The organism is Erwinia sp. E_sp_B01_1, from assembly GCF_036865545.1.
GTDB lineage: Bacteria > Pseudomonadota > Gammaproteobacteria > Enterobacterales > Enterobacteriaceae > Erwinia.
In genome coordinates, this window is sequence record NZ_CP142208.1 from 1825042 (window position 1) to 1851125 (window position 26084).

Annotated in this window: 24 protein-coding genes and 1 pseudogene; 14 read left to right on the plus strand and 11 right to left on the minus strand. The window is 54.6% G+C overall.

Translation table 11 applies throughout. From position 1 onward, the window contains the following. The first annotated feature begins 17 nt into the window (after nt 1-17). The 3 genes and pseudogenes from ycfP (at nt 18) to VRC33_RS08870 (ending at nt 2924) form a co-directional block, all read left to right on the plus strand. Nucleotides 18-560, plus strand: a complete 543-nt coding sequence (gene ycfP / locus VRC33_RS08860) for an alpha/beta hydrolase YcfP (RefSeq protein ID WP_338562913.1) — start codon at nt 18-20, stop codon at nt 558-560. A gap of 221 nt (nt 561-781) precedes the next feature. Continuing rightward, nucleotides 782-2085: pseudogene (locus tag VRC33_RS08865) on the plus strand (NAD(P)/FAD-dependent oxidoreductase). Between the two features lie 299 nt (nt 2086-2384). Continuing rightward, a complete protein-coding gene (locus VRC33_RS08870; protein ID WP_338562915.1) occupies nt 2385-2924 on the plus strand; it encodes a glycine zipper 2TM domain-containing protein in 540 nt (179 codons plus the stop codon). Nucleotides 2925-2988: 64 nt separating this feature from the next. On the opposite strand, the gene mfd is transcribed toward VRC33_RS08870, so the two are convergent. Together mfd and VRC33_RS08880 are read right to left on the minus strand one after the other, a co-directional pair. Beyond that, entirely contained in the window at nt 2989-6432 is a 3444-nt protein-coding gene (gene mfd / locus VRC33_RS08875) for a transcription-repair coupling factor (protein ID WP_338562917.1), read from the minus strand. Nucleotides 6433-6508: 76 nt separating this feature from the next. Beyond that, nucleotides 6509-6718, minus strand: a complete 210-nt coding sequence (locus VRC33_RS08880) for a hypothetical protein (protein WP_338562919.1) — start codon at nt 6716-6718, stop codon at nt 6509-6511. A gap of 271 nt (nt 6719-6989) precedes the next feature. On the opposite strand from VRC33_RS08880, the gene lolC reads away from it, so the two are divergent. From lolC to cobB, 5 genes are read left to right on the plus strand one after another with little or no spacing between them, the layout of a single operon-like run. Continuing rightward, nucleotides 6990-8189 (plus strand): lipoprotein-releasing ABC transporter permease subunit LolC, encoded by a 1200-nt coding sequence (gene lolC, locus VRC33_RS08885; RefSeq protein ID WP_338562921.1) that lies wholly within the window; start codon nt 6990-6992, stop codon nt 8187-8189. After that, nucleotides 8182-8886, plus strand: a complete 705-nt coding sequence (lolD, locus tag VRC33_RS08890) for a lipoprotein-releasing ABC transporter ATP-binding protein LolD (protein ID WP_338562923.1) — start codon at nt 8182-8184, stop codon at nt 8884-8886. Before lolC ends, lolD begins: the two co-directional genes overlap by 8 nt. Then, on the plus strand, nt 8886-10130 hold the full coding sequence (gene lolE, locus VRC33_RS08895) for a lipoprotein-releasing ABC transporter permease subunit LolE (protein ID WP_338562925.1): 1245 nt from the start codon (nt 8886-8888) through the stop codon (nt 10128-10130). The genes lolD and lolE overlap by 1 nt, the downstream gene beginning before the upstream one ends. A 3-nt stretch (nt 10131-10133) precedes the next feature. Continuing rightward, entirely contained in the window at nt 10134-11096 is a 963-nt protein-coding gene (nagK, locus tag VRC33_RS08900) for an N-acetylglucosamine kinase (protein WP_338562928.1), read from the plus strand. Next, nucleotides 11056-11889, plus strand: a complete 834-nt coding sequence (gene cobB, locus VRC33_RS08905) for a Sir2 family NAD+-dependent deacetylase (RefSeq protein ID WP_338564197.1) — start codon at nt 11056-11058, stop codon at nt 11887-11889. Before nagK ends, cobB begins: the two co-directional genes overlap by 41 nt. Nucleotides 11890-11944: 55 nt before the next feature. Here cobB and VRC33_RS08910 read toward each other — a convergent pair whose 3' ends face one another. Then, entirely contained in the window at nt 11945-13171 is a 1227-nt protein-coding gene (locus VRC33_RS08910; protein ID WP_338562930.1) for a benzoate/H(+) symporter BenE family transporter, read from the minus strand. A 94-nt stretch (nt 13172-13265) separates the two neighbouring features. Between VRC33_RS08910 and VRC33_RS08915 the strand changes: the two genes are divergently transcribed. Together VRC33_RS08915 and pepT are read left to right on the plus strand one after the other, a co-directional pair. Next, a complete protein-coding gene (locus tag VRC33_RS08915) occupies nt 13266-13823 on the plus strand; it encodes an XRE family transcriptional regulator (RefSeq protein ID WP_338562933.1) in 558 nt (185 codons plus the stop codon). A 111-nt stretch (nt 13824-13934) separates the two neighbouring features. Continuing rightward, nucleotides 13935-15167, plus strand: a complete 1233-nt coding sequence (gene pepT, locus VRC33_RS08920; protein WP_338562935.1) for a peptidase T — start codon at nt 13935-13937, stop codon at nt 15165-15167. Between the two features lie 208 nt (nt 15168-15375). Here the strand turns inward: pepT and VRC33_RS08925 are convergent, their stop codons facing one another. From VRC33_RS08925 to rluE, 8 genes are all read right to left on the minus strand, one after another. After that, nucleotides 15376-16503 carry a cupin domain-containing protein gene (locus VRC33_RS08925; protein WP_338562936.1) on the minus strand — a complete coding sequence of 376 codons (1128 nt, stop codon included), beginning with the start codon at nt 16501-16503 and terminating at the stop codon, nt 15376-15378. Between the two features lie 100 nt (nt 16504-16603). Next, nucleotides 16604-18067, minus strand: coding sequence for a two-component system sensor histidine kinase PhoQ (phoQ, locus tag VRC33_RS08930; RefSeq protein ID WP_338562938.1), 1464 nt, complete (start codon nt 18065-18067; stop codon nt 16604-16606). 1 nt (nt 18068) lies between these two features. After that, nucleotides 18069-18740: a two-component system response regulator PhoP gene (phoP, locus tag VRC33_RS08935; protein ID WP_338562940.1), complete on the minus strand. Its 672-nt coding sequence runs from the start codon at nt 18738-18740 to the stop codon at nt 18069-18071. A 127-nt stretch (nt 18741-18867) separates the two neighbouring features. After that, a complete protein-coding gene (gene purB / locus VRC33_RS08940) occupies nt 18868-20238 on the minus strand; it encodes an adenylosuccinate lyase (protein ID WP_338562942.1) in 1371 nt (456 codons plus the stop codon). A 28-nt stretch (nt 20239-20266) separates the two neighbouring features. Then, a complete protein-coding gene (hflD, locus tag VRC33_RS08945) occupies nt 20267-20911 on the minus strand; it encodes a high frequency lysogenization protein HflD (protein WP_338562944.1) in 645 nt (214 codons plus the stop codon). A 98-nt stretch (nt 20912-21009) separates the two neighbouring features. Continuing rightward, complete coding sequence (gene mnmA, locus VRC33_RS08950; RefSeq protein WP_338562946.1) at nt 21010-22113, minus strand: tRNA 2-thiouridine(34) synthase MnmA; 1104 nt, start codon at nt 22111-22113, stop codon at nt 21010-21012. 57 nt (nt 22114-22170) lie between these two features. Beyond that, nucleotides 22171-22647: an NUDIX hydrolase gene (locus VRC33_RS08955; RefSeq protein ID WP_338562948.1), complete on the minus strand. Its 477-nt coding sequence runs from the start codon at nt 22645-22647 to the stop codon at nt 22171-22173. A gap of 26 nt (nt 22648-22673) precedes the next feature. After that, nucleotides 22674-23336: a 23S rRNA pseudouridine(2457) synthase RluE gene (gene rluE, locus VRC33_RS08960; protein WP_338562951.1), complete on the minus strand. Its 663-nt coding sequence runs from the start codon at nt 23334-23336 to the stop codon at nt 22674-22676. Between the two features lie 102 nt (nt 23337-23438). Between rluE and icd the strand changes: the two genes are divergently transcribed. The 4 genes from icd (at nt 23439) to VRC33_RS08980 (ending at nt 26064) form a co-directional block, all read left to right on the plus strand. Beyond that, entirely contained in the window at nt 23439-24689 is a 1251-nt protein-coding gene (gene icd / locus VRC33_RS08965) for an NADP-dependent isocitrate dehydrogenase (protein WP_338562953.1), read from the plus strand. Nucleotides 24690-24973: 284 nt separating this feature from the next. Next, complete coding sequence (locus VRC33_RS08970; protein ID WP_338562955.1) at nt 24974-25117, plus strand: hypothetical protein; 144 nt, start codon at nt 24974-24976, stop codon at nt 25115-25117. A 12-nt stretch (nt 25118-25129) separates the two neighbouring features. After that, nucleotides 25130-25813: an SOS response-associated peptidase family protein gene (locus VRC33_RS08975; protein WP_338562957.1), complete on the plus strand. Its 684-nt coding sequence runs from the start codon at nt 25130-25132 to the stop codon at nt 25811-25813. 89 nt (nt 25814-25902) lie between these two features. Then, a complete protein-coding gene (locus VRC33_RS08980; RefSeq protein ID WP_338562960.1) occupies nt 25903-26064 on the plus strand; it encodes a hypothetical protein in 162 nt (53 codons plus the stop codon). Nucleotides 26065-26084: the final 20 nt, after the last annotated feature.

The following is a 26084-nucleotide window of genomic DNA, read 5'->3' on the forward strand; positions in this document are numbered from 1 at the left end:
TCTCAACGAGGATGGCGATGATTATCTATCTGCACGGCTTTGATTCCACCAGTCCGGGAAACCACGAAAAGGTTCTCCAGCTGCAATTTATCGATCCGGACGTACGTCTGCTCAGTTACAGCACTCTGCATCCAAAGCACGACATGCAGTATCTGCTGAACGAGGCCGATAAAATCCTGCGTCGCTGTGATGATGAAAGGCCGATGATTTGTGGCGTAGGGCTGGGTGGATTCTGGGCAGAGCGGATTGGTTTTCTCAGCGACATCCGTCAGGTCATTTTCAACCCGAATCTGTGGCCTGAAGAGAATATGGCGGGCAAAATTAATCGTCCGGAAGAGTACGAGGATATTGCCACTAAATGCGTCAGCAATTTTCGTGAGAAAAACCGCGATCGCTGCCTGGTTATACTCTCGCGTGAGGACGAGGTGCTGAACAGTCAGCGATCTGCCGGGGCACTCCAGAGCTTCTATGAAATTATCTGGGACGATGTTCAGAGCCATAAATTCAAAAATATCGCCCCACATTTGCAGCGAATCAAAGCGTTTAAAACCCTCGGCTAACCGGTTATGGGACGTTCTGCTGGCAGAGCGTCCCTGCTGAATTCTTCGTACTATTCTGAGTTTACTGGCAAAAATTGACCTGCATCAATTTTAAGAGATCTCTTCTTCTTCCCCGTGGTATTCTGCTTACAGATAGCGACTTAAACTCGCCAACCCTATGTTTACTAAGGATATTAATTTAACCTTTAGTTAACGACTGGTTTACATTTTAAGGGGGTCAATTGACTACACCAATGAAGAAGATTGTAATTGTCGGCGGGGGGCTGGTGGGCTGGAGCTTGCCACTCAGCTGGGTCACAAGTTGGGACGTAAGAAAAAGGCTGAAATTACGCTGATCGATCGCAACCACAGCCATCTCTGGAAACCTTTGCTGCATGAAGTGGCGACCGGTTCGCTGGATGAGGGCATTGATGGCCTGAGCTACCTGGCCCATGCCCGTAATCACCACTTCCAGTTCCAGTTAGGCACGCTGACTACCATCGATCGGGAAGGCCAACGCCTTCAGCTCTCTGAGATCTGTGATGCGCAAGGTGAAGTACTGGTCCCCGCACGCGAAGTGGCCTATGACACCCTGGTGATGGCGCTGGGCAGTACGTCCAATGACTTCGGTACGCCGGGCGTTAAGGACAACTGCATCTTCCTGGATAACCCGCATCAGGCACGTCGTTTCCACAATGAAATGCTGAACCTGTTCCTGAAATTCTCTTCCAGCGAAGGGGTTAAGGAAAAAGTGAACATCGCCATTGTGGGCGGTGGAGCGACAGGGGTTGAGCTTTCCGCCGAGCTGCATAACGCGGTTAAACAACTGCACAGCTATGGCTACAAGGGATTAGATAATCAGGCTCTGAACGTGACGCTGGTCGAAGCCGGTGAACGAATTTTGCCGGCGCTGCCGCCGCGAATCTCTACCGCTGCGCATCAGGAGTTGACCAAACTCGGCGTGCGCGTGCTGACCCAGACTATGGTGACCAGCGCGGAGAAAAAAGGGCTAAACACCAAGTCGGGCGAATTCATTGAAGCCGATTTAATGGTCTGGGCTGCCGGGATCAAGGCGCCTGACTTTATGAAAGAGATTGGCGGCCTGGAAACCAACCGCATCAACCAGCTGGTGGTAAAACCTACGTTGCAGACCACCCTGGATGACAATATCTTTGCCATTGGCGACTGTGCGTCCTGTGCCCTGCCTTCTGGCGGTTTTGTCCCGCCTCGCGCGCAGTCAGCGCACCAGATGGCTTCACTGGTCATGAGCAACATTCTGGCGCAGATCAAAGGCCAGAGCCTGAAATCCTACGTCTATAAAGATCACGGTTCACTGGTTTCGCTTTCACGCTTCAGTACGGTGGGCAGCCTGATGGGGAACCTGATGCGGGGCTCTATGATGGTGGAAGGGCGCATTGCTCGTTTCGTCTACATCTCGCTGTACCGTATGCACCAGGTGGCGCTGCACGGCTATTTCAAAACCGGCCTGATGATGCTGGTGGGCAGTATTAACCGGGTTATCCGCCCGCGCCTGAAACTGCATTGATCGCTTTTTAGCCCTTGTAGTACCACGTAATTTGCCAGCCTGAGGCTTATAGTGACCCCGTTACTATAAGCCTTTCTTCTTTTACACCCCTTCAAACCCCCCGTTAAGAAGACTCTTAAAAGCATTCACTTATGACTGCCCTGAGTCATTTCGTCCTGTTTTCTTATTGTCACAATTGGTCCTGTTGCGCAAAATTTACTTCAGTACCAAAAGGCGCGTCGCGCACGCCAGGTCGATGTCTCTGCCAAGGGATGGGCAACAGACAAAAATGCGCGGTAACAATTTCAGGAGGATGTCCTGTGAATAAATCAATGTTGGCGGGTATTGGAATTGGCGTAGCAGCGGCACTGGGTGTCGCAGCTGTAGCAGGTATGAACGTATTTGATCGTAGCCCGCAATTTGCACAGGTGTTGTCCGCAACCCCGATTAAAGAAACCACCAAGAACCCGCGTCAGGAGTGCCGTAACGTGACGCTGACCCACCGTCGGGCAGTACAGGATGAACACCGGATAGCCGGCTCGGTTCTGGGTGCTGTCGCGGGCGGTGTGCTGGGGCATCAGTTTGGTGGCGGTCGCGGTCGCGATGTGGCTACCGTAGCGGGTGCTGTGGCAGGGGGCTATGGCGGTAATCAGGTGCAGGGTGCCATGCAGGATCGTGATACCTATACCACTACCGAACAGCGCTGCAAAACGGTCTACGACAAGCAGGAAAAGATGATGGGGTATGATGTTACCTATAAAATAGGTAATGAGCAGGGTAAAATCCGCATGGAAAACGACCCAGGCACCCGCATCCCACTGGACAACAATGGCCAGCTGGTCCTGAACAACCGGACATAATCCTTTTCTACTGAAAAAAATAGCGGCTCAGGCCGCTATTTTTGGTTACTGGTCAGGGGCAGGCTCAGGCGGCGTTAGCCAGCACCTGATCCATAAACTCCCGCACCCACTTCACACGCACCTTACGCTCGCCTAAATCGCGGATGAATTTGATTTTGGTCGGGCCATCCAGCCGCCAGTGCTGCGGCTCTTTCTGCAGTAATCCAATCAGCCAGGCCGGATCGGCAGAGTTCTTCTCAGCAAACTCTATAAAGCCGCCTTTGTCGCTGGCTTCCACTCTGCGGATACCGATTTTCTTCGCCATCAGGCGCAGAGCGGCAATATCCAGCAGGTTTCTGGCGGCATCAGGCAACTTGCCAAAGCGGTCAATCAATTCCACTTTCAGATCTTCCAGCTCACCTTCTTCCTGAGCGCTGGCGATCCGCTTATAGAACGACAGACGCGTATTGACATCCGGAATAAAATCATCCGGCAGCAGGGAAGGCATACGCAGCTCAATATCCGTCTGGTTGTTGGTGAGATCTTCCAGAGAGGGCTCGCGACCCTCTTTCAGCGCATCCACCGCATTTTCCAGCAGCTCCATATAGAGCGAGAAGCCGATGGTTTCCATCTGTCCACTTTGATCGTCACCCAGCAACTCTCCGGCACCACGAATCTCCAGATCGTGCGTTGCCAAAGCAAAGCCCGCCCCCAAATCTTCCAGCGAGGCGATAGCTTCCAGGCGTTTGTGGGCATCGGTGGTCATGGCTTTAGGGTGTGGCGTCAGCAGCCAGGCATAAGCCTGGTGATGCGATCGTCCCACACGGCCACGCAACTGGTGCAACTGGGCAAGACCAAAGTGATCGGCACGTTCGATAATGATGGTGTTGGCGGTGGGAATATCGATACCGGTTTCGATGATGGTGGTACACACCAGCACATTAAAGCGCTGATGATGGAAATCATTCATCACCCGCTCCAGTTCACGTTCGCGCATCTGGCCATGACCGACAGCTACCCTGGCCTCAGGAATCAGCTCTGAAAGGCGGTGAGCGGCTTTTTCAATATTCTCCACGTCATTGTAGAGGTAGTAGACCTGGCCGCCACGCAGCACTTCACGCAGGATAGCTTCACGCACGACCAGATCGTCAAATTCACGCACAAAGGTTTTCACTGCCAGACGGCGGGCAGGCGGCGTGGCGATGATCGACAGGTCGCGCATCCCGCTCATCGCCATATTCAGCGTTCTGGGGATTGGCGTTGCGGTCAGCGTCAGAATATCCACATCGGCACGCATCGCTTTGATGCGCTCCTTGTGGCGCACGCCGAAGCGATGCTCTTCATCGACGATCAACAGGCCCAAATCACGCCATTTGATCTCATTAGCCAGCAACTTATGCGTGCCAATCAGGATATCGATTTTTCCTTCGCTGGCTTCTGCCAGGATTCTGGTCTGCTCTTTCGCGGTACGGAAGCGGGAGAGCATCTCAATGCGCACCGGCCAGTTAGCAAACCGGTCACGGAAATTATCGTAATGCTGCTGAGCCAGCAGGGTGGTGGGCACCAGCACGGCGACCTGCTTGTGGTTTTCCACCGCAAGGAAGGCGGCGCGCATGGCCACTTCGGTTTTGCCGAAGCCCACATCACCACAAACCAGGCGATCCATCGCCAGCGGCTGGCACATATCGCTGAGCACGGCATTGATCGCCTGAGCCTGATCCGGCGTGGTTTCAAACGGGAAACTCTCGCAGAAAAGCTGATACTGTTCGCGATCGTGCTTAAAGGCGAAGCCGGTCTTGGCGGCACGCTGAGCATAAATATCCAGCAACTCAGCGGCAACATCACGGACTTTCTCCGCCGCTTTCTGTCGGGCGCGTGACCAGGCATCGCTGCCCAGTTTATGCAGCGGGGCATTTTCATCCGCGCCACCGGCATAGCGGCTGATCAGGTGCAGCGAAGAAACCGGCACGTAGAGCTTGGCGTCACCGGCATAGGTCAGCATCAGATACTCGGCGGTGATGCCGCCGGTCTCGAGCGTAGTCAGGCCAATATAGCGCCCTACGCCATGTTCAAGGTGCACCACAGGCTGACCCGAATGCAGCTCGGCCAGGTTGCGGATCAGCACATCCGGATTGATGGTGCGGCGGTTATCCTGACGACGGCGGCTGACCCGCTCGCCCAGCAGATCGCCTTCGCAAATCAGCGCGCGGTTACGCAGCCCGTCAATAAAGCCTTTCTCACTGGCACCAATGATCAGATAGTGACCGGCTTTAGCGGCATCACCCAGCGCATGAATGCTTTTTGGCAGAATTTTAATGCGTGCCAGCAGCTCCTGCAGCGCCTCACGCCGGCCCTCACTCTCGACCGAAAATATCACCGGCCCGGTAAACTCTTCCAGAAAACGCCGCAGCGAATCCAGCGGGGCTTTCGCCTGCGCCTGCACCGCAATATCGGGTAGCGTCTGGTAATCCAGATTAGTGTTGGCGGCTTTATCCGGCAGCGCTTCACTTTTCAGCTGAATGCGCGGCCATTTCTTAAATTCTGTTAACAGCTCCGCAGTGCGCAGCCACAATTTTTCAGGGGGCAGCAGAGGGCGCATCGGATCGACACGGCGGTTTTCATACCTTGAGGTGACATCCAGCATGAAGCGGTCAGCACTGGTTTCCATATCTCCGGTATTCACCAGCAGCGTACTGGCAGGCAGATAGCTGAACAGGGAGGGCAGCGGCCGATCGAAAAACAGCGGCTGCCAGTACTCTATCCCCGTGGGCAGCGTCCCTTTACTGACCTGCTGATAGATATGCTCGGATTCACGGCGAACGTCAAAGTGTTCGCGCCACTGGGTGCGGAACAGTTCAATGGCGGCTTTATCGGTCGGGAATTCATGCGCAGGCAGGAGATTCACCGCCGGGACTTCTTCCAGCGTGCGCTGACTGTCGACATCGAACAGGCGCAGGCTGTCAATTTCGTCATCAAAGAAGTCGAGCCGGTAGGGCTGATCGCTGCCCATCGGATAGAGATCCAGCAACGCGCCACGGGTCGCATATTCGCCGTGTTCCATCACCTGATCCACATGGCGATAGCCAGCCTGTTCGAGCTGGCTTCGTAACGTATCGCGCGAAAGACGCTGTCCTTTTTTCATCACCAGCGCATGGCCATGCAGGAAGCTGTGCGGGCAGACGCGCTGCATCAGCGTGTTGACCGGCAGGATCAGAACACCGCGTTCCAGCATGGGCAGTTGATAGAGCGTCGAAAGGCGGGATGAAATAATATCCTGATGCGGTGAAAAGCTGTCAAAGGGCAGCGTTTCCCAGTCAGCCAGGTTCATCACCGGCTCATCGGTAAATTGTTTGATTTCATCCTGCAAACGGAGGGCATTTTGCATGTCGGGGGCGATTAACATCACCGGGCCAGAATGGCGTTCGATGATCTCTGCGCATTCAACCGCACAGGCAGCGCCGGTCAGTTGCCCTAACTGGCGCTGGTCACCTGCTTTAACAGGCAGGGTGTATCGGGATTTTTCAGGCATAATCAGTCAGACGGTCTCTTCGCAAAATGGAGAGAAGGGAACCTGGGTTCCCCCTTCAGCTAACCGGAGTATACCTCTATTTCGGCGATTGTTGGGTGTAGTGCATACGGGGTCGGTCAATGTTTGCCCAAATCAGCTCTTTTTCACCGTGATAGCTGTGGTTGCCGTCATCCCATTTAACGTAATAGCCCGCCGGGGCATCAGCCTGTTCGAATACGTTGACTATCATTCCTTTAATGTCGCCCGTTTTGTGTCTGACAATGCTGCCTTTAGGATATTTCGACATTTACCCACTCCTGCGCTTCATTCTGGGCGATATTGCATTCACAGTATGACCCCTTTTTCACCGGGGTTAATAGCAGTTTAAGCCGATTATTGCTCAACAATTGCGCGATTAGCGGCTGATTTGCAACCTGTATGACGTCAAGGGAACCTTTTGCAGCGCATGCTGACAAAACAAAGCAGCAGAGTCAGCGGCTTAGAGGTTCCATAAAGCCGGCCTAACCTTTATTATCTTCGATCACTTTTCGCTAACGCTTTGCCAGAAGACGGAATTCATGTATCAACCTGTCGCGTTATTTATCGGTCTGCGCTATATGCGTGGACGAGCTTCAGACCGCTTTGGCCGGTTTGTTTCCTGGCTCTCCGCTATCGGCATTACCCTCGGGGTGCTGGCACTGGTCACCGTTCTGTCGGTGATGAACGGCTTTGAGCATGAGCTGGAAAAGAGCACCCTCAATCTGATGCCTCAGGCGCTGGTTACCAGCGACAAAGGCTCCATCAATCCTCAGCAAATCCCGGCCTCATCGCTTTCCCTTGAGGGAACCAATAAAGTGACGCCGCTGACCACCGGCGATGTGGTGCTGCAAAGTGCCCGGAGCGTGGGAGTGGGCGTGATGCTGGGCATCAATCCGGATGAACCGGATCCGCTGTCGCCCTGGCTGGTAAATGTGAAGCAGAGCGACCTGCAGGCCGGGAAGTATAACGTCATCATCGGTGAACAGCTTGCCAGCCAACTCGGTATCAAACGTGGCGAAGAGATCCGCCTGATGGTACCTTCCGCCAGCCAGTTCACCCCGATGGGGCGCCTGCCCAGTCAGCGCCTGTTTACCGTTATCGGCACCTTTGCGGCTAACAGCGAGGTGGATGGCTATCAAATCCTGGTCAATCAGCAGGATGCTTCCCGTCTGATGCGCTACCCGGCGGGCAATATCACCGGCTGGCGTTTGTGGCTGGATAAACCGCTGCAGGTGGATACCCTGAGCCAGCAGAAGCTGCCGGAAGGCATGGTATGGAAGGACTGGCGCGAACGTAAAGGCGAGCTGTTCCAGGCCGTGCGCATGGAGAAAAATATGATGGGGCTGTTGCTGAGCCTGATTGTCGCCGTGGCCGCCTTCAATATCATCACCTCGCTGGGGCTGCTGATCATGGAGAAGCAGGGCGAAGTGGCGATCCTGCAAACCCAGGGCTTAACCCGCAGGCAAATTGTTATGGTGTTTATGGTGCAGGGGGCTACGGCTGGCATCGTTGGGTCGATCCTCGGCGCACTGCTGGGCGTATTGCTGGCCAGTCAGCTTAATAACCTGATGCCGCTTATTGGGGCTTTCCTGGACGGGGCCGCGCTGCCGGTAGAGATTTCAATTCCGCAGGTCATCACTATTATGGTGACGGCGATGGTCGTGGCGCTGCTTTCCACGCTTTACCCTTCCTGGCGCGCCGCCGCCGTTCAACCCGCTGAGGCTTTACGTTATGAGTAACCCAATTCTGTTGCAGTGCAATGACCTGTGCAAACGCTATCAGGAAGGCAGCGTCCAGACGGATGTGCTGCGCAATGTCTCTTTCAGCGTGGCACCCGGCGAGATGATGGCGATTGTTGGCAGCTCCGGCTCCGGCAAAAGTACCCTGATGCACCTGCTGGGCGGGCTGGATACGCCGACCTCTGGTGATGTGGTCTTTAATGGAAAATCATTGAACAGCATGAGTTCCACGGCAAAAGCTGAACTGCGTAACCGTGAACTCGGTTTTATCTATCAGTTCCACCATTTGCTGCCGGACTTCAGCGCGCTGGAAAACGTGGCGATGCCGCTGTTAATTGGTAAAGCCGCCAAAGGCGAGGCGCAGGCTAAAGCGATTGAAATGCTCACAGCCGTAGGCCTGGAAAAACGCGCCGCGCACCGTCCTTCCGAACTCTCAGGTGGCGAGCGTCAGCGGGTGGCGATTGCCAGGGCGCTGGTGAATAACCCGCGCCTGGTGCTGGCTGATGAGCCAACCGGTAACCTGGACGCGCGTAACGCAGATGCGATTTTCGACCTGTTGGGAGAGCTGAACGTGCGTCAGGGAACTGCCTTCCTGGTAGTGACTCACGATCTGCATCTGGCACATCGTCTGAATCGCCAGATGGAGATGCGTGACGGCCAGCTCAGTGGAGAAGTGACCCAGGCAGGAAGGATCTGATGGCAGGTAATCTCTCTCTTCTTCTTGGCCTGCGCTTCAGCCGTGGGCGCCGTCGCGGCGGCATGGTGTCGCTAATATCGGTGATTTCCACCGTGGGGATCGCCCTGGGTGTGGCGGTATTGATCGTTGGCCTCAGCGCGATGAACGGCTTCGAACGCGAGCTGAACAACCGTATTCTGGCGGTGGTTCCTCACGGCGAGATCGAACCCGTAAATCAGCCCTTTACCGGCTGGCAGTCGCTGTTACCCAAAGTGGAGCAGGTGAAAGGGATTGCCGCCGCGGCGCCCTACATTAACTTCACCGGGCTGATCGAAAGCGGTGCCAAACTGCAGGCGATTCAGGTCAAAGGGGTGGATCCGCAGCAGGAGACCAGACTCAGCGCGCTGCCTGCCTACGTGCAGAACAACGCCTGGCAGAGTTTCAGCGCCGGTAAACAGCAAATTATTCTGGGCCAGGGCGTGGCAAAAACGTTGAACGTGAAGCAGGGCGACTGGCTGACCATCATGATCCCCAACAGCGATCCTGAGCATAAGCTGCTTCAGCCTAAACGCGTGCGTCTGCAAGTCAGCGGCATTCTGGCCCTGAGCGGTATGCTCGATCACAGCCTGGCGCTGGTTCCCCTGGGCGACGCGCAAAATTATCTGGCAATGGGTGACAACGTCACGGGGATCGCGATGAAAATGACCGATCCCTTTGCCGCCCAGAAGCTGGTGCGCGATGCGGGCGAAGTCACCCACTCTTATGTCTACATTCGCAGCTGGATCGGCACTTACGGTTACATGTATCGCGACATTCAGATGATTCGCGCAATCATGTATCTGGCTATGGTGCTGGTGATTGGCGTGGCCTGCTTCAATATCGTCTCCACGCTGGTGATGGCGGTCAAGGACAAGAGCGGCGACATCGCGGTATTACGCACGCTGGGCGCGAAGGATGGGCTGATACGCGCTATCTTTGTCTGGTACGGTCTGATGGCCGGACTGGTAGGTAGCGTCAGCGGTGTGGTGGTCGGAGTGCTGGCCGCCTTTAATCTCACGCCGATTATTCGCGGAATTGAAACCTTAACCGGTTATCATTTCCTGTCGGGCGATATCTACTTTATCGATTTTCTGCCTTCGGAAGTGCACTGGATGGATGTGGTGACAGTGCTGGCCACGTCGCTGGTGTTGAGCCTGATTGCCAGCTGGTATCCGGCCCGGCGCGCGAGCCGGATCGATCCGGCCCGCGTGCTGAGTGGACAATAAACTATGTACTACGGTTTCGACGTGGGCGGCAGCAAGATTGCTCTGGGTGTTTATAACGCACAGCGCCAGCAGGTGTGGAGCAAGCGGGTTATCACGCCCAGAGAAGATTATCAGGCGCTGGTGGATCTGCTGGTGTCGCTGACCGAAGAGGCCGATGCATTTTGTGGTATGCAGGGCAGCGTCGGCCTGGGCATTCCGGGAATTCCGGTACCCGATGATGGCACGCTGTTTACAGCCAATATTCCCGCCGCCAAAGGCAGGACGTTGCAGGCTGACCTCACTCAGCGGCTGGGGCGGGAAGTGCGCATCGATAACGATGCCAACTGTTTTGCACTTTCAGAAGCCTGGGATGAAGAGTTCAGGGCCTACCCGGTGGTGATGGGGTTGATCCTGGGCACCGGCGTTGGCGGCGGATTGATTGTGGAGGGTAAGCCGCTTACCGGACGCAATTACGTGGTCGGTGAATTCGGCCATATGCGTCTGCCGGTCGATGCTCTGGAGGTTATTGGCCGCAACACTGAACAGCCGCAGTGTGGCTGTGGCAAAAAAGGGTGCATTGATTCCTGGCTCTCAGGGCAGGGATTTTCCCGCCTGTGGGCCCTGCATAATCAGCAGGCTCTCAGTGCACCTGAGATTATCACCCGCTATTATCAGGGGGATCAGCAAGCCATCGCCCACACCGAACGTTACTGCGAATTGCTGGCCGTTTGTCTGGGCAATCTGTTGACGCTGGTGGATCCGCATCTGGTGGTGCTGGGCGGTGGATTATCCAATTTTGACGCGCTGTATGACGGTCTGGCAGCCAGGGTGACTCCTCATCTGTTGCCGGTAGCCAAACCGCCACGATTTGAAAAGGCGCGTCACGGAGACGCTGGGGGAATGCGGGGTGCCGCGTTCCTGCACGTAAAGGAAGAGAGGAATTATGATGCGAACACCCCGTCGCCGACTCAGGCTGGCACGTTATAAGAAGACCCGACGCCAGGTGCATCAGCGTTTTCGCCAGCGTATTTTTGAACGCGACCGCAACATCGAAATTGCCCGTCATCCACTGCCCAGAGTGGTGGTGCTGACCGGTGCCGGTATCTCTGCCGAATCGGGTATTCGTACTTTTCGTGCGGCAGATGGCCTGTGGGAAGAGCACAAAGTTGAGGATGTGGCGACACCTGAAGGCTTTGCACGCGATCCTGAAAAAGTGCAGGCGTTCTACAATGCCCGCCGTCGTCAGTTACAGCAGCCGGAGATCAAACCCAATGCTGCCCATGATGCCCTTGCCGAGCTGGAATCTGCACTGGGCGACCACTTCCTGCTGGTGACGCAGAATATCGATAACCTGCATGAGCGGGCAGGTAATCGCAACGTTATTCATATGCATGGTGAATTACTTAAGGTGCGTTGTGCCAGCAGCGGCCAGATCCTGCACTGGAACGACGACGTCAGGCCCGACGATCGTTGTCATTGCTGCCAGTTCCCGTCGGTGCTGCGTCCGCATGTCGTGTGGTTTGGCGAGATGCCGTTACAGATGGATGAGATTTATGCCGCGCTGAACGAAGCAGACTATTTTGTTGCTATCGGCACATCCGGCCACGTTTATCCTGCGGCAGGCTTTGTCCACGAGGCTAAGTTAAACGGCGCGCATACCGTAGAGCTGAACCTGGAGCCAAGCCAGGTAGGCAGCGAGTTCGAAGAGAAGGATTACGGGCTGGCCAGCGAAGTGGTGCCGAAGTTTGTGCACAACCTGCTGGCGAAAATCGCCAGGTAATCAGATGACTCCCTGCCTGATGGCTTCGGTGAAAGGGCAGGGAGAGCGTAGAACATCAATGCGTGGACGAAGTGAATCTGAACTCACAGGCGTCCACCTCATCCCACTTTTTTCCAGGCAGGGAAAAGATCAGATGGGCGATAACCCCGCCCGCCAGCCCCCAGAATGCCGCACCCACACCCAGTAAACTCAGCCCGGATGCGGTGATCAGAAAGGTGATCACCGCCGCTTCGCGCTGTGATTCATCCGCCAGCGCGCGTTGCAGGCTGCCAGCGATGGTGCCGAGCAGGGCAAGCCCGGCAATGGTGTGGATTAGAGCGGGAGGCAAAGCACTGAACAACTGCCCGATTGCTCCGCCAAACAGCCCGGCTATCAGGTAGAAAAAGCCAGCGCAGGCAGCACCCCAGTAGCGTCGTTTAGGATCGGGATGCACATCCGGCCCCATGCAGATAGCGGCGGTGATTGCAGCGATACAGACCGAGAACCCGCCAAAGGGCGACAGCAGCAGGGAAGCCAGACCGGTCCAGCTTATCAGCGGGGAAACCGGCACCTGATAGCCAGCAGCTTTCAGTGTCGCAATGCCGGGCGCATTCTGCGAGGCCATGGTCACCACAAAGAACGGGATGCCAATACCCAACAGCGTCGACAGGGTGAAGTGCGGAGAAATAAACTGGGGCAGGGTGAAGCTCAACGGCTGGTGGGAGAAATGGATCTCCCCGCTGAAACCGGCCACCAGAAGTCCGGCAATCAGCGTCAGCACAATGGCGTAACGAGGCAGGAAACGCTTAGCCAGCAGATAAATCAGACACATGCTGGCGGTCAGAGTGAAATTCAGCTTCAGCGCGCCAAACGCATCCAGCCCGAAGCGCAACAGGATCCCGGCCAGCATGGCGGCAGAAATAGCCTGTGGGATGTAATTCATCAGTCGGGCAAATAACCCGGTTACCCCGCAGAGAAAAATCAGTGCCGAAGCGAAGATGAATACGCCAACAGCTTCCGCAATCGGCGTGCCCGGCAGGCTGGTCACCAGCAAAGCAGCCCCCGGAGTAGACCAGGCGGTGAGAATGGGCGCGCGATAGTAGAGCGAAAGGCCCAGTGATGTCAGGCCCATTGCCAGACCCAGCATGCTCAACCAGCCACCGATTTGCAGGTCGGAGGCTCCCGCCGCGCCAGCAGCCTGGAAGATGATGGCCGCCGAACTGGTGTAGCCCACCAGCACGGCCACAAAACCGGCCACTACGGCAGGAAAAGTCAGATGTCGAAATGAAAAGGGTGGGCGCATCGCAGATCCCCGGTTGAGCGTTATAACGCACAAGCTACCACTGTGCGTTATAACGCACAAGTGATAGACTGATCTAAAGCTGACCGGAGGGCATATGGGTACAGAGCTTGGACAAACGCTGAAAGCGCTGCGAACTTTGCGTGAATGGAGTCTGACTCAGGCTGCAGAGCAGACCGGCGTCAGTAAAGCGATGCTGGGACAAATTGAACGGGGAGAATCCAGTCCGACAGTGGCCACTTTATGGAAGATAGCCACTGGTTTTAAGGTCCCTTTTTCCCGGTTTATTTCCGCCGCCACGGTGCAGAGTTCACCTGCCGTGCAGCGCAGCAGTGCGGCGGCTGACTGGCAACAGCAAAACGACACTATGCAGGTAACACCGCTGTTCCCTTTCGATCCGCAGTTAGGGTTCGATATGCTGGCCATTGAGCTGGCTGCCGGTGCCACCAGCCACTCCTCAGCCCACGATCGCGGCGTTATTGAGCACGTAGTGGTGATAACGGGCACGCTCAGGCTGGCGGTTGATAATACCTGGCATACTCTTCAGGCGGGTGAAGGGCTTCGTTTCCAGGCCGACTGCCCACACAGCTACTGCAACGAAACTGACCGGCCGGTTCACTTTCAGAGTCTGATCCACTATGCGAAAAACCCCTAAAATTAGCCTGATATAAACTCCGGCCCGAAACCCGACGCAGTAGTGACCTGACGCAATATTCCAGAGGGTGAGGTTTCACATACTACGCATTCGCATTCAAAGGAAAGCCAGATGAATAATTTACTCGATCGCTTTTTAAACTACGTCTCTTACGACACGCAATCGAAAAACCATGTACGTCAGGTGCCGAGTACCGAAGGGCAGTGGCGTCTGGCACGGGTGCTACAGCAGGAGCTGATCACGCTGGGGCTGAGCGAGGTCACCCTCAGCGATCATGGCATCCTGATGGCCACGCTGCCAGCCAACGTCGACTGGCCGGTTCCGGCCATTGGGTTTATTTCCCATATGGATACTTCGCCGGATTTCACCGCGAAAAACGTGAATCCTCAAATCGTGGAAAACTACCGGGGCGGTGACATTGCGCTTGGTATTGGTGATGAAATTTTATCGCCGGTGATGTTCCCGGTGCTGCACAGTCTGACCGGGCATACCCTGATCACCACCGATGGAAAAACGCTGTTAGGGGCCGATGATAAAGCAGGTGTTGCCGAGATCATGACCGCAATGGCAACCATGATTGAGAAAAATATTCCCCACGGCAAAATCCGCATCGCTTTTACCCCGGATGAAGAAATTGGTAAAGGCACCAGCTGTTTTGACGTGGAGGCTTTCGGCGCGGAGTGGGCCTATACCGTTGATGGCAGCGGGATGGGGGAATTCGAATATGAAAACTTCAATGCCGCTTCAGCCACGGTAAAAATCACCGGCAATAATGTACATCCCGGTACGGCAAAAGGCGTGATGGTCAATGCGCTGGATCTGGCGATGCGCTTTCATGCAGCCATGCCGGAGAAAGAGGTACCGGAACAGACTTCCGGCTATGAAGGGTTTTATCATCTGCACGGTATCAAAGGCAGCGTTGACAGGGCGGAACTGCATTACATCATCCGGGACTTTGATTTGGCCAGTTTTACCACCCGTAAGCAGAAGATGAGAGAAATTGCGGCTTCTCAAAGCAAAAGTTTGCCGGGGGGCTGCGCAATTGACGTGCAGATTGATGACAGCTACTTCAACATGCGCGAAAAGGTTGCAGCGCAGCCCCACATTGTTGAGCTGGCCCTGCAGGCAATACGGGAGTGCGGAATGGACCCTGAGGTGAAGCCGATTCGCGGTGGCACGGATGGGGCGGCACTCTCCTACATGGGATTACCCTGCCCGAACCTGTTTACCGGCGGCTATAACTATCATGGCAAACATGAGTTCGCCTCTCTGGATATCATGGAAAAAACGGTAAAGGTCATCACGCGCATTGCCGCACTGACCGCCGAAAAAGCCAGAAAATAAAAAGCAAAAGGCCGATCGAAGACCGCCGTGAAATTATTGACAAAGTGCAGGCTCAGGGAGCCTGTGCCTCTCACAAAGACGCAAAAAGCGCCGTCCGTGTCAGCTCAGCACGGGCCGTCCATGGCTCGTGATGCTTTGTTCAAGGCACAGGCTCCCATCGCTTGAGGATTTGTCAGCAGTCTGGGGCCGATCTGTGACCGGCCTTTTTTTACTCTTCGTCGCTGAAATACCAGTAACCGCAGTTCACCAGACCGGCCAGCTGAGCCAGGAATGAAGGATCGTCCAGCGCCTCTGCCAGCTCTTCTGCGCCCAGCGAGTGCTGATTTGCCAGCACCGTCAGCGCAGCCTGATGCGGTGATTCTATCTGCTCGCCGTTAATAAACACCGCAGGGCCGATGGTCAGCACGCGCAGGCCGCCCAGACGGGTCAGCCTGTCGCCGCTTTGCAGGGCATCATAGATTTCATCGGGCTGGTAAGGCGGTTCCGGCGGAGCCACATCCAGTTCGTGGCGGGACTGGGAAATAAATTCACCAAACCACTGGCTGAACTGCTCTGGCTGGTTGATTACGTCAATCATCATGGCGCGAATGCCATCCAGTTCTTCAGGCAGGATCTCCGCTTTATTGACGCGTGCCGGGACATCCGGATCGCTGAAGCGATAGCTGCCTAATTCACGGGCAATAACATGGTCGGCAAAACCGCTGATCAGTTCGCGGCCACTTGGCGCACGGAAGCCGACAGAATAGTTAATGGCATTTTCCAGTGAATAGCCTTCATGCGGGAAACCTGGTGGAATATAGAGAATATCGCCAGCTTCTAACTCTTCATCAATGATCGCTGCAAAAGGCTCAACCTGAAGCAGGTCCGGATGCGGGCAATGCTGCTTCATGGCCACTTTTTCACCCACGCGCCAGCGGCGGCGGCCAGTACCCTGAATGATAAAGACGTCATACTGATCCAGATGTGGGCCTACACCGCCTCCCGGGACCGAGAAGGAGATCATCAGGTCGTCAGTGCGCCAGTCAGGCAGGAAATTAAAAGGCCGCATCAGAGCCGCAGAGGGCTCGTGCCAGTGATCCACAGCCTGTACCAGCAGGGACCAGTTGTTCTCACCAAGGTGGTCATAGCTCTCAAACGGCCCGTGGCCAACCTGCCATTTGCCATCCTGATGGCTGACCAGACGGCTGTCGACTTCGTTTTCCATCGCCAGACCGGCTAATTCGTCAGGGGAGATGGGATCAACAAAGTTTTTGAAGCCACGCTTAAGCACTACCGGACGTTTCTGCCAGTAGCGCTGAATAAAATCGGGACAGTTAAGATCGAGTTGATAATCCATGATGAGGTTTCCTGAAACGCTGAATTTTATCGATTATAACAGCGCCGGGCAGGGGCAGGGTAACGCATTTGCGGGTGGCTGTTCAGGGAAGCGGCGGTTATCACTTTTCGTGAGTTTGCAGCACTTCCTGACGCTTGAAAATCACTTCCATCCGCGCGCCACCCAGTTCGCTGGTGGTGGCAATAATATCGCCGTCGTACTGCTCCAGAATATCCCGGGCCACTGCCAGCCCCAGCCCCTGGCCTGGCCGCATGGTGTCGGCGCGCTGACCGCGCAGGAAAATCAGATCTCTTTTGCTCTCAGGAATGCCTGGGCCGTCATCTTCCACAATCAGATGGAGTTCATCATCAGTCTGTCGGGCGCTGATTTCGACAAACTCCAGACAGTATTTACAGGCGTTATCCAGCACGTTGCCCATCACTTCCATCAGATCGTTGTGCTCGCCGACAAAAGTCAGCTCAGGGGATATATCCAGCGTCAGTACCACCCCTTTGCGCTGATAGACCTTATTCAGCGCGGAGCAGAGGCTGTCCAGTAGCGCAGGCACGGAGTGCAACTCCCGCTTCAGCACGCTGTGATCGGCCCGCATGCTGGCACGATGGAGATAATAGCCAATCTGCTGAGAGATGCGGCTGATCTGCTCCAGCATGATCGGTTCTGCCTGCTCAACCGACAGATTTTGGCCTCCCCGCAGAGAGCGTAAGGTGGTTTGCAGCACCGCCAGCGGGGTTTTCAGGCTGTGGGTCAGGTCGCTGAGCGTAGTGCGGTAACGCGTGTAGCGCTGACGTTCGTTATCCAGCAGCAGGTTAAGGTTGCGCACCAGGCTCTTTAACTCCTGCGGGGGCCGGGGATCCAGCGTTTCCCGCGCGCCGCTCTCAAGCTCTCTGATCTGGCCCGCGAGCGTGCCTATCGGGCGCAGGCTCCAGTGCGCCGCCATCCATAACAGGGGGATAACCAGCAGCAGGTTTACCAACAGCACATAGCTGAACCAGGACCAGACAACATCGGAATGCTGCAACTCCTGCGGAATGGTATCCACCACCACTATGGTCAGAGCGGGCAGGCTGGTAGTGGCTTCATACCGGTTAACCGCCACGGAGTGGGTAAAGGTGTCGTTATTATCGTCGTCGTAGGCGGTGAGTTTATTCTGCGCTTCCTGGTTGTTCCCCAGAGCCTCGCGGCTGGTGCTGTTGTCGGTATCGATTTCATAGAAATCTGACCGTTTCAGCCACTCACGTTTAATTTTATCGCGGATCTCCGGCACATCGCGCAATTCCCACAGCAGTTTGCCCTTCTCGTTGTAGATATAAACCAGCGTGGGGAAATTCAGGGAGAGCCGCTCCGGCTTGACGATGGTTAATTTATCGTTCTGCCACTGGGCCAGGGTAAAAAATAAGTTACTTTCGCCGCGCATTACCCGATAGGTATTTTTATCAAAGCTGGCGACGTAGCCCACAACGGCCACCATGCCATAGGAAAGCGACAGGATCAGCACAACCGCCGCCGTAGCGAGCAGAAATCTGGCGCGAAGCGAGAAGGGCGTTTTGGGGCGAAAGTCAGGCATTTCAGGAAATATCGAACCGGTAACCCTGGCCGCGCACGGTGGTGATCACGTCCAGGGTATATTCTGCCTGAATTTTTTTGCGCAGGCGGCCCATCAGAACATCAATGGTGTGGCTCTCGCGCAGTTCGGCATCAGGATAAAGTTGCAGCATCAGCGAATCTTTACTGACAACTTTGCCCGCATTGCGGATCAGCGTTTCAATAATGGTGTATTCAAATGCCGTGAGTTTGATCTGCCGATCGTTGATGGTCAGCTCGCGGCGTGAAAGGTCAACCTGAAAAGGCGCCAGGCTGATAATCTGTGAGGCCAGACCGCTGTTACGCCGCATCAGCGCCTGCATCCGGGCGACAACTTCTTCGATATGAAAAGGTTTGGTGACGTAATCATCGGCACCGGCTTCCAGCGCTTCCACTTTTGCCTGCCAGCCTTCACGGGCGGTCAACACCAGGATAGGCTGCTTCACATCCTGGCTACGCCAGCGGCGGATCAGCGTCATGCCATCTTCATCTGGCAGACCTAAATCTATCAGAGTGATATCGGGCGTGTGTTCGTTGAGAAAATAGTCGGCTTCCTGGGCATCTTCTGCGGCATCGACCTGATGGCCCATGTCACGCAGCTGCACGGCGAGGTGATGGCGAAGCAGTTGATTATCTTCCACAACCAGTACACGCATAATCTGTCCTTTCTGTCTGTCATTAGTATGGCCAAAGCGCCACGTTAAGTCGTTCAGCAGAGTATAGGGGAAAGCAGGTAAACAGCAGGTTAACACGGGCCGACAAGCGCCAGCCCGGAGGGATCGGTTATTTCAGGTCGTCGACCATCTGCACCGCACGGCCAATATAGTTTGCCGGGGTCATCAGTTTCAGACGGGTTTTCTCCTCTTCCGGCAGCTCAAGGCTGTCGATAAAGGCTTTCATGCCTGCGGCGTCAACACGCTTGCCACGGGTCAGCTCTTTCAGCTTTTCGTAAGGCTTTTCAATACCGTAACGACGCATCACGGTCTGGATCGGCTCAGCCAGCACTTCCCAGTTATGATCCAGCTCATCCAGCAGACGATCGCGGTTCACTTCCAGTTTAGAGATGCCTTTCAGCGTCGCCTGATACGCGATCAGCGCATAACCCACGCCCACGCCCAGGTTACGCAGAACCGTGGAGTCGGTCAGGTCGCGCTGCCAGCGGGAAACAGGCAGCTTGCTTGCCAGGTGCTGCATCACGGCATTCGCCAGACCCAGGTTGCCTTCTGAGTTCTCAAAGTCAATGGGGTTAACTTTGTGTGGCATGGTAGAAGAGCCAATCTCCCCGGCGATGGTTTTCTGCTTGAAATGGTTCAGTGCAATATAACCCCAGACATCACGATCGAAGTCGATCAGGATGGTATTGAAGCGTGCCATGCAGTCAAACAGTTCGGCGATGTAGTCGTGCGGCTCAATCTGCGTGGTGTACGGGTTCCAGGTAATACCCAGTGAAGTCACGAAGCTCTCACTGACCTGATGCCAGTCCACTTCCGGATAGGCGGCGATGTGGGCGTTATAGTTGCCTACTGCACCGTTGATTTTACCCAGCATTTCGATGCGCTCAAGCTGGCGCAGTTGACGTTCAAAGCGGTAAGCCACGTTAGCCATCTCTTTACCCAGCGTTGACGGGGTAGCTGGCTGACCATGCGTACGGGAAAGCAGGGGGATATCGCGATACTGTACGGCGAGGTCTTTCACCGCAGTAATGATCTGGTTCCAGTAAGGTACGATAACGTCGCGGCGGGCAGTGTCCAGCATCAGGGCGTGCGACAGATTGTTGATGTCTTCGGAAGTACAGGCAAAGTGAATAAATTCAGAGACGGCGTGCAGGGCAGCAACCGGCTCAACTTTCTCTTTCAGAAAGTATTCCACCGCTTTCACATCGTGGTTGGTGGTGCGTTCGATGGTCTTGATACGCGCAGCATCTTCTTCGCTGAAGTTAGCGACAATCGCATCAAGGAAAGCGTTTGCGTCGGCATCAAATGCAGGAACTTCCTTGATCTCTGCGCAGGCAGCCAGTTTCTGTAACCAGCGAACTTCCACTTCCACGCGGAATTTCAATAAACCGTATTCGCTGAAAATGCCACGCAACGGGCTGACTTTGTCGCCATAACGGCCATCAACGGGTGAGACGGCAGTCAGAGAGGATAATTCCATCAGTGCAACTCCTGGATCGGTTAACAAATTAAAGTGAAGACTCGGTCATTCGGGAAAGCATTTGCTTCGCCTCACTGGCGAGGCGATTGCGGGAAAACATCAGCTGCAGGCGGCCGCCTCCTACCTGGTGCCAGAGCACCGCAGAGCGGATGCCGGCCAGCAGCGTGGCGCGAACCTTGCTCTGAATCTGCGTATTCTGTAGCACAGCAGGAGAGCCGGTTACCTGAATACGCGGACCAAGCGGGCTGATCACATCGACATAAATAGCGGCCATGGCGCTCAGCAGCGTCTCAGAATCCAAATCATAATGCGCCAGCTGACGATCGAGCTGACCAATGCGCTGAGAGAGATCGTTCAGTGCGGTTTTATTGGCGCTGAGCTTGCGCTCCAGCACCATCAGGCTGAGCGTGTAACGGGTCAGTTCAGCACCGGCACCTTGACGGCTGCTGCTGTTCAACACTGCCAGCAACGACTCCAGCCCAAAACGCAGATTGGCTTCGTTATTACCATAAATCGCCAGCGTGGAGGCCGGATTGAGATCCACCACGCTTTGCAGCGAAGTTTTCAGCGGTTCTGCCGGGCAGTGGCCCTGGTGCGCAAGCTGTTGAACCAGATGCGCAGCCTGGCAGATGCCCGCCAGGGCCAGCGTAATATCGTAATAATTCTTCGCCACGGTAACTCCTGTAATTCCCCTGTATCACTGCGACAGGGGCTACGCCAGTGTGCTGTTATCAAACCTGAGCGCGCGAAAATGGCGCGCTGGGTAACAGCTTAAAGCAGCGGAAGACGTGATTCGATGATCCCGCCGCCCAGACAAATTTCACCAAGATAAAATACTGCTGACTGCCCAGGCGTCACGGCGGCAACCGGCTCGTCGAAACGGACTTCAATACGCTCATCATCCAGCGGCGTGACCGTACAGGAGATATCTGCCTGGCGGTAGCGCGTTTTCACTGTGCAGGTGAGGGTGGTTTTCAACGGCTCACGATCCACCCAGTGTAACTGCTGCGCGATAAGACCTACCGACATCAGGCGAGGATGATCGTGGCCCTGAGCCACTACCAGCACGTTGTTGGCAACGTCTTTATCTACCACGTACCAGGGTTCTTCACTGCCTTCTCGGGTGCCGCCAATCCCCAGACCTTTACGCTGACCCAGCGTATGGTACATCAGACCCTGATGTTCACCGACTACTTCTCCTTCGGCACTGAGGATCACCCCTGGTTGAGCGGGTAAATAACGGCCCAGGAAATCGCGGAATTTACGTTCGCCAATAAAGCAGATGCCGGTGGAATCTTTTTTCTTCGCCGTCACCAGCTCCAGCTCTTCAGCCAGACGGCGCACTTCAGGCTTGGCCAGTTCGCCCACCGGGAACAGGCTCTGAGCGATCTGCTCATGACCCAACGTATACAGGAAATAGCTCTGGTCTTTATTATCATCCAAACCGCGCAGAAGGCGGCTTTTGCCTTCAACATCCTGACGGCGCACGTAATGGCCAGTCGCGATAAAGTCCGCGCCCAAATCTTCAGCGGCGAACTCCAGGAAGGCTTTGAATTTGATCTCTTTGTTGCACAGGATATCCGGATTTGGGGTGCGGCCCGCTTTGTACTCTTCCAGGAAGTGTTCAAAGACGTTGTCCCAGTATTCGGCGGCAAAGTTCACCGTATGCAGATGAATGCCTAATTTGTCGCACACCGCCTGAGCATCGGCCAGATCCTCAGCGGCGGTGCAGTATTCCTCACCGTCATCCTCCTCCCAGTTTTTCATAAACAGGCCTTCAACCTGATAGCCCTGCTGCTGCAGTAACCACGCCGAAACGGAGGAATCCACACCGCCGGACATACCGACGATCACTTTTTTCAGACTTTGAGACATGAGAAATACCCGACTTTAGTGGCAGTTAAAGGCTGCCCTTTAAAATTGCGGCATATTCTACCACGCGTCTGCGGCGGGCGCATCCTCGCTAAACGGCCACTGGAAGGCGCTTAACACCTCCAGCGGATAGCGCTGACCCTGCTGATAAATCAGAATGCTTTCCGCAACCAGAGGAGAACGCAGCTTTTTCGCACCAATAATCTCTTCCGGAGGGAGCCACCAGCAGCGATCGATATCCCGATCCTGCGGATAAGTAGGCAGCACTTTCGGTAGATCCAGCGCGAACAGGAAGCGCAGAAAGGGGGTATTATCGGGCGCAATCCACTGATGCAGGCGCAAAAAAGCCTGAGGAACCCCTTCCAGACCGGTCTCTTCATAGAGTTCGCGTGCGGCGGCCTGCAGCAGAGTTTCGTTCGCCTCAAGATGCCCGGCAGGCTGATTCCAGGTAGCGCGACCCCGTACCATCTCCTCCACCACCAAAAACTGCCCTTCGGCCTGTACAACGGTTGCGACGGTCACGTGCGGCTTAAACATGGCTGACTCCTTGTTGAAATTGTGGCTTAAAGAGGAAATTCTCCGGTGACATCACGCCATTTACCCGGCGATAAATCCTGCAACATCTGCGGACCCATAGCAAAACGGATTAAACGCAGGGTGGGAAAGCCAATCTGTGCGGTCATTCTCCTGACCTGGCGGTTGCGTCCTTCGTACAGGGTGATTTTCAACCAGCAGGTGGGAATGGCTTTCCGTTCACGAATGGGTGGGTTTCTTGGCCACAGCCAGGCGGGTTCATCGACTCTTTCGACCCCGGCAGGCAGGGTAGGGCCATCTTTCAGATTAATACCCGTCCGCAGCGGTTGAATATCGCTCTCTTCTGGCGCGCCTTCCACCTGAACATAGTAAATTTTACCGGTACGTTTGCCTGGTTGCGTCAGCTTTGCCTGGAGCGCGCCATCGTTGGTCAGCACCATCAGGCCTTCACTGTCGCGGTCCAGGCGCCCGGCGGCGTAGACACCTTCCACCGGAATGAAATCTTTCAGCGTGCTGCGGCCAGCTTCATCACTGAATTGCGGCAGCACATCAAATGGTTTGTTAAAAATAATGACACGCCGCGGGCCTTTATCGACCTGACGGGCGGCAGAGGGCGGGCTGAATCGTTTAACGCGGTGATTCTTAACGGAAGATTTTCGCATAGTCTTTGCACTTGAAAACAATAAGCGCATTATACCGCAATCCTGAGATGATTGGCGCGACGTGAATATTCAAGTAGTATTGACGCGCATCTTACAAATCATTAACAAAAAAAGCGCTCGAAGGAGAGGTTAATGGAAAGCAAAGTAGTTGTTCCGGCGGAAGGTCAGAAAATCACCCTGGTAGAGGGAAAACTGAACGTACCCAACAACCCGATTATCCCTTTTATCGAAGGTGACGGTATCGGTGTGGACGTTTCTCCAGTGATGATCAAAGTTGTCGATGCCGCTGTTCAGAAAGCTTATAACGGTGAGCGTAAAATTTCCTGGATGGAAATTTACACCGGTGAAAAATCGGTAGAGCTGTATGGCCAGGACGTGTGGCTGCCAGAAGAGACCCTCGACCTGATTAAAGAGTACCGTGTAGCGATTAAAGGCCCACTGACTACTCCAGTTGGCGGCGGTATTCGTTCCCTGAACGTGGCATTGCGTCAGCAGCTTGATCTCTACATCTGCCTGCGTCCTGTGCGTTACTACACTGGCACGCCAAGCCCGGTGAAGCGTCCTGAAGAGACCGACATGGTTATCTTCCGTGAGAACTCCGAAGATATCTATGCAGGTATCGAATGGAAAGCCGGTTCTGCAGAAGCGGATAAAGTGATCAAGTTCCTGCGTGATGAGATGGGCGTGAAGAAAATTCGCTTCCCTGAGCAGTGCGGTATCGGTGTTAAGCCATGTTCAGAAGCGGGCACCAAACGCCTGGTTCGCGCGGCTATCGAATACGCTATCACCAACGATCGTGACTCGCTGACGCTGGTTCACAAAGGCAACATCATGAAGTTCACCGAAGGCGCTTTCAAAGACTGGGGATACCAGTTAGTGAAAGAAGAGTTCGGCGGTGAGCTGATCGACGGCGGCCCGTGGATGAAGATTAAGAACCCTAACACCGGCAAAGAGATCGTTGTAAAAGACGTGATCGCCGATGCGTTCCTGCAGCAGATCCTGCTGCGTCCAGCGGAATACGACGTTATCGCCTGTATGAACCTGAACGGTGACTACATCTCCGACGCCCTGGCGGCGCAGGTTGGCGGTATCGGTATCGCGCCAGGTGCAAACATCGGTGATGAATGCGCTCTGTTTGAAGCTACCCACGGCACAGCACCTAAATATGCTGGTCAGGATAAAGTGAACCCAGGTTCCGTGATCCTGTCCGCAGAAATGATGCTACGCCATATGGAATGGTTCGAAGCTGCAGACCTGATTGTTAAAGGCATGGAAGGCGCAATCGCTGCCAAAACCGTGACCTATGACTTTGAGCGTCTGATGGACGGCGCTACTCTGTTGAAATCTTCAGAGTTTGGCGACGCCATGATTAAGCACATGTAATTTTTGTGCGATAAATAAAGCCCGCATAAGTGTTAAATTTATGCGGGCTTTTTGTTGTAATTATTTCTTTTCAAAACCTCTTCAAAATTCTTTCCTAAAACCTCAGCAAATTTTTTCGGCAAATTGCTCTGGTAATCTTCCAGTCTCATTCCCGCCTCCTTAAGTCGCAAAACAGTGTGAAGTTAAGACCGGCGTTGATTTCACAACCACTAAGCTATCAACACACTTAAAGTCAATGGCAACTATACTTTCTGTTTATACGTTAAAACATAAAGGAGAAGTATATGACTGACCGCCCCTTAAATGGTGACAAACCTGACGAAAAGCCGATTCCTGACTCTCTGCATAGCGAGAATGAAAAGGAAAAGGAGACGAAGAAAGACGATCCCGGTTCAGCCCCTGAGTCTGGTGATAAAGACCCTGAATGATGGGGAGAAACTATGTGTGGAAGGTTTACTCAGTACCGAACTCGCGAAGAGTACCTTAAAGAGTTTGCCGATGAGGTTGAGCGGGAAATCGCTTACGATCCTGAGCCGGTAGGGCGGTATAACATCGCTCCAGGCACCCGCGTTTTACTTTTGAATCAGCGCAATGATGCGCTGCATCTTGATCCTGTCCATTGGGGATATGACCCGGACTGGTGGGACAAGCAGCCTCTGATCAATGCCCGTGTAGAAACTGCTGCCACCGGCCGGATGTTTAAACCCTTGTGGAATCACGGCAGGGCTATTGTCATGGCGGATGGCTGGTATGAGTGGAAGCGCGACGGCAGCAAAAAGCAGCCTTACTTTATTTATCATCAATCCGGGAAGCCGATCTTTCTGGCGGCCATTGGTAAAGCGCCCTTTGATAAGCAAAATGAGGATGAGGGTTTTGTCATCGTCACGGCGGCCAGCGATAAAGGGCTGGTGGATATCCACGATCGCCGCCCGCTGGTGCTCAGCCCCTCCGCCGTTATGGCATGGCTCAACCCTGAAACCAGTCCGAAACAGGCGCAGGACATTGCCAGCGAGCACGCCCTGCCTGCGGAAGAATTTACCTGGCATCCGGTTTCTAAAATTGTGGGAAACGTGAAAAATCAGGGCAGTGAGCTGATTGATGAGATCGAGGATCCTGTCATTTAACAGAGGTCAGACGCTCTGTAAGGTTCCTGCACCACAGAAAACAGCACAGTTTATTGCCTTTTTTACAACCGGAACTCTGAGGATAATTTATGCATAAGCATGATACGAATGAAGAGCGTAAGAAAGAAGGCGACGTCCATAAAGGGCTACCGGAAGCAGCGCCAAACGCTGTAAATCCTTACGAGGAGGATGATTTTCCCTCTTCGGCAGAACAGGCTAAGCAGTCTGAAAAACCGACTGACAGAGAGTGATCCCTTCAATCAGCCGGAAC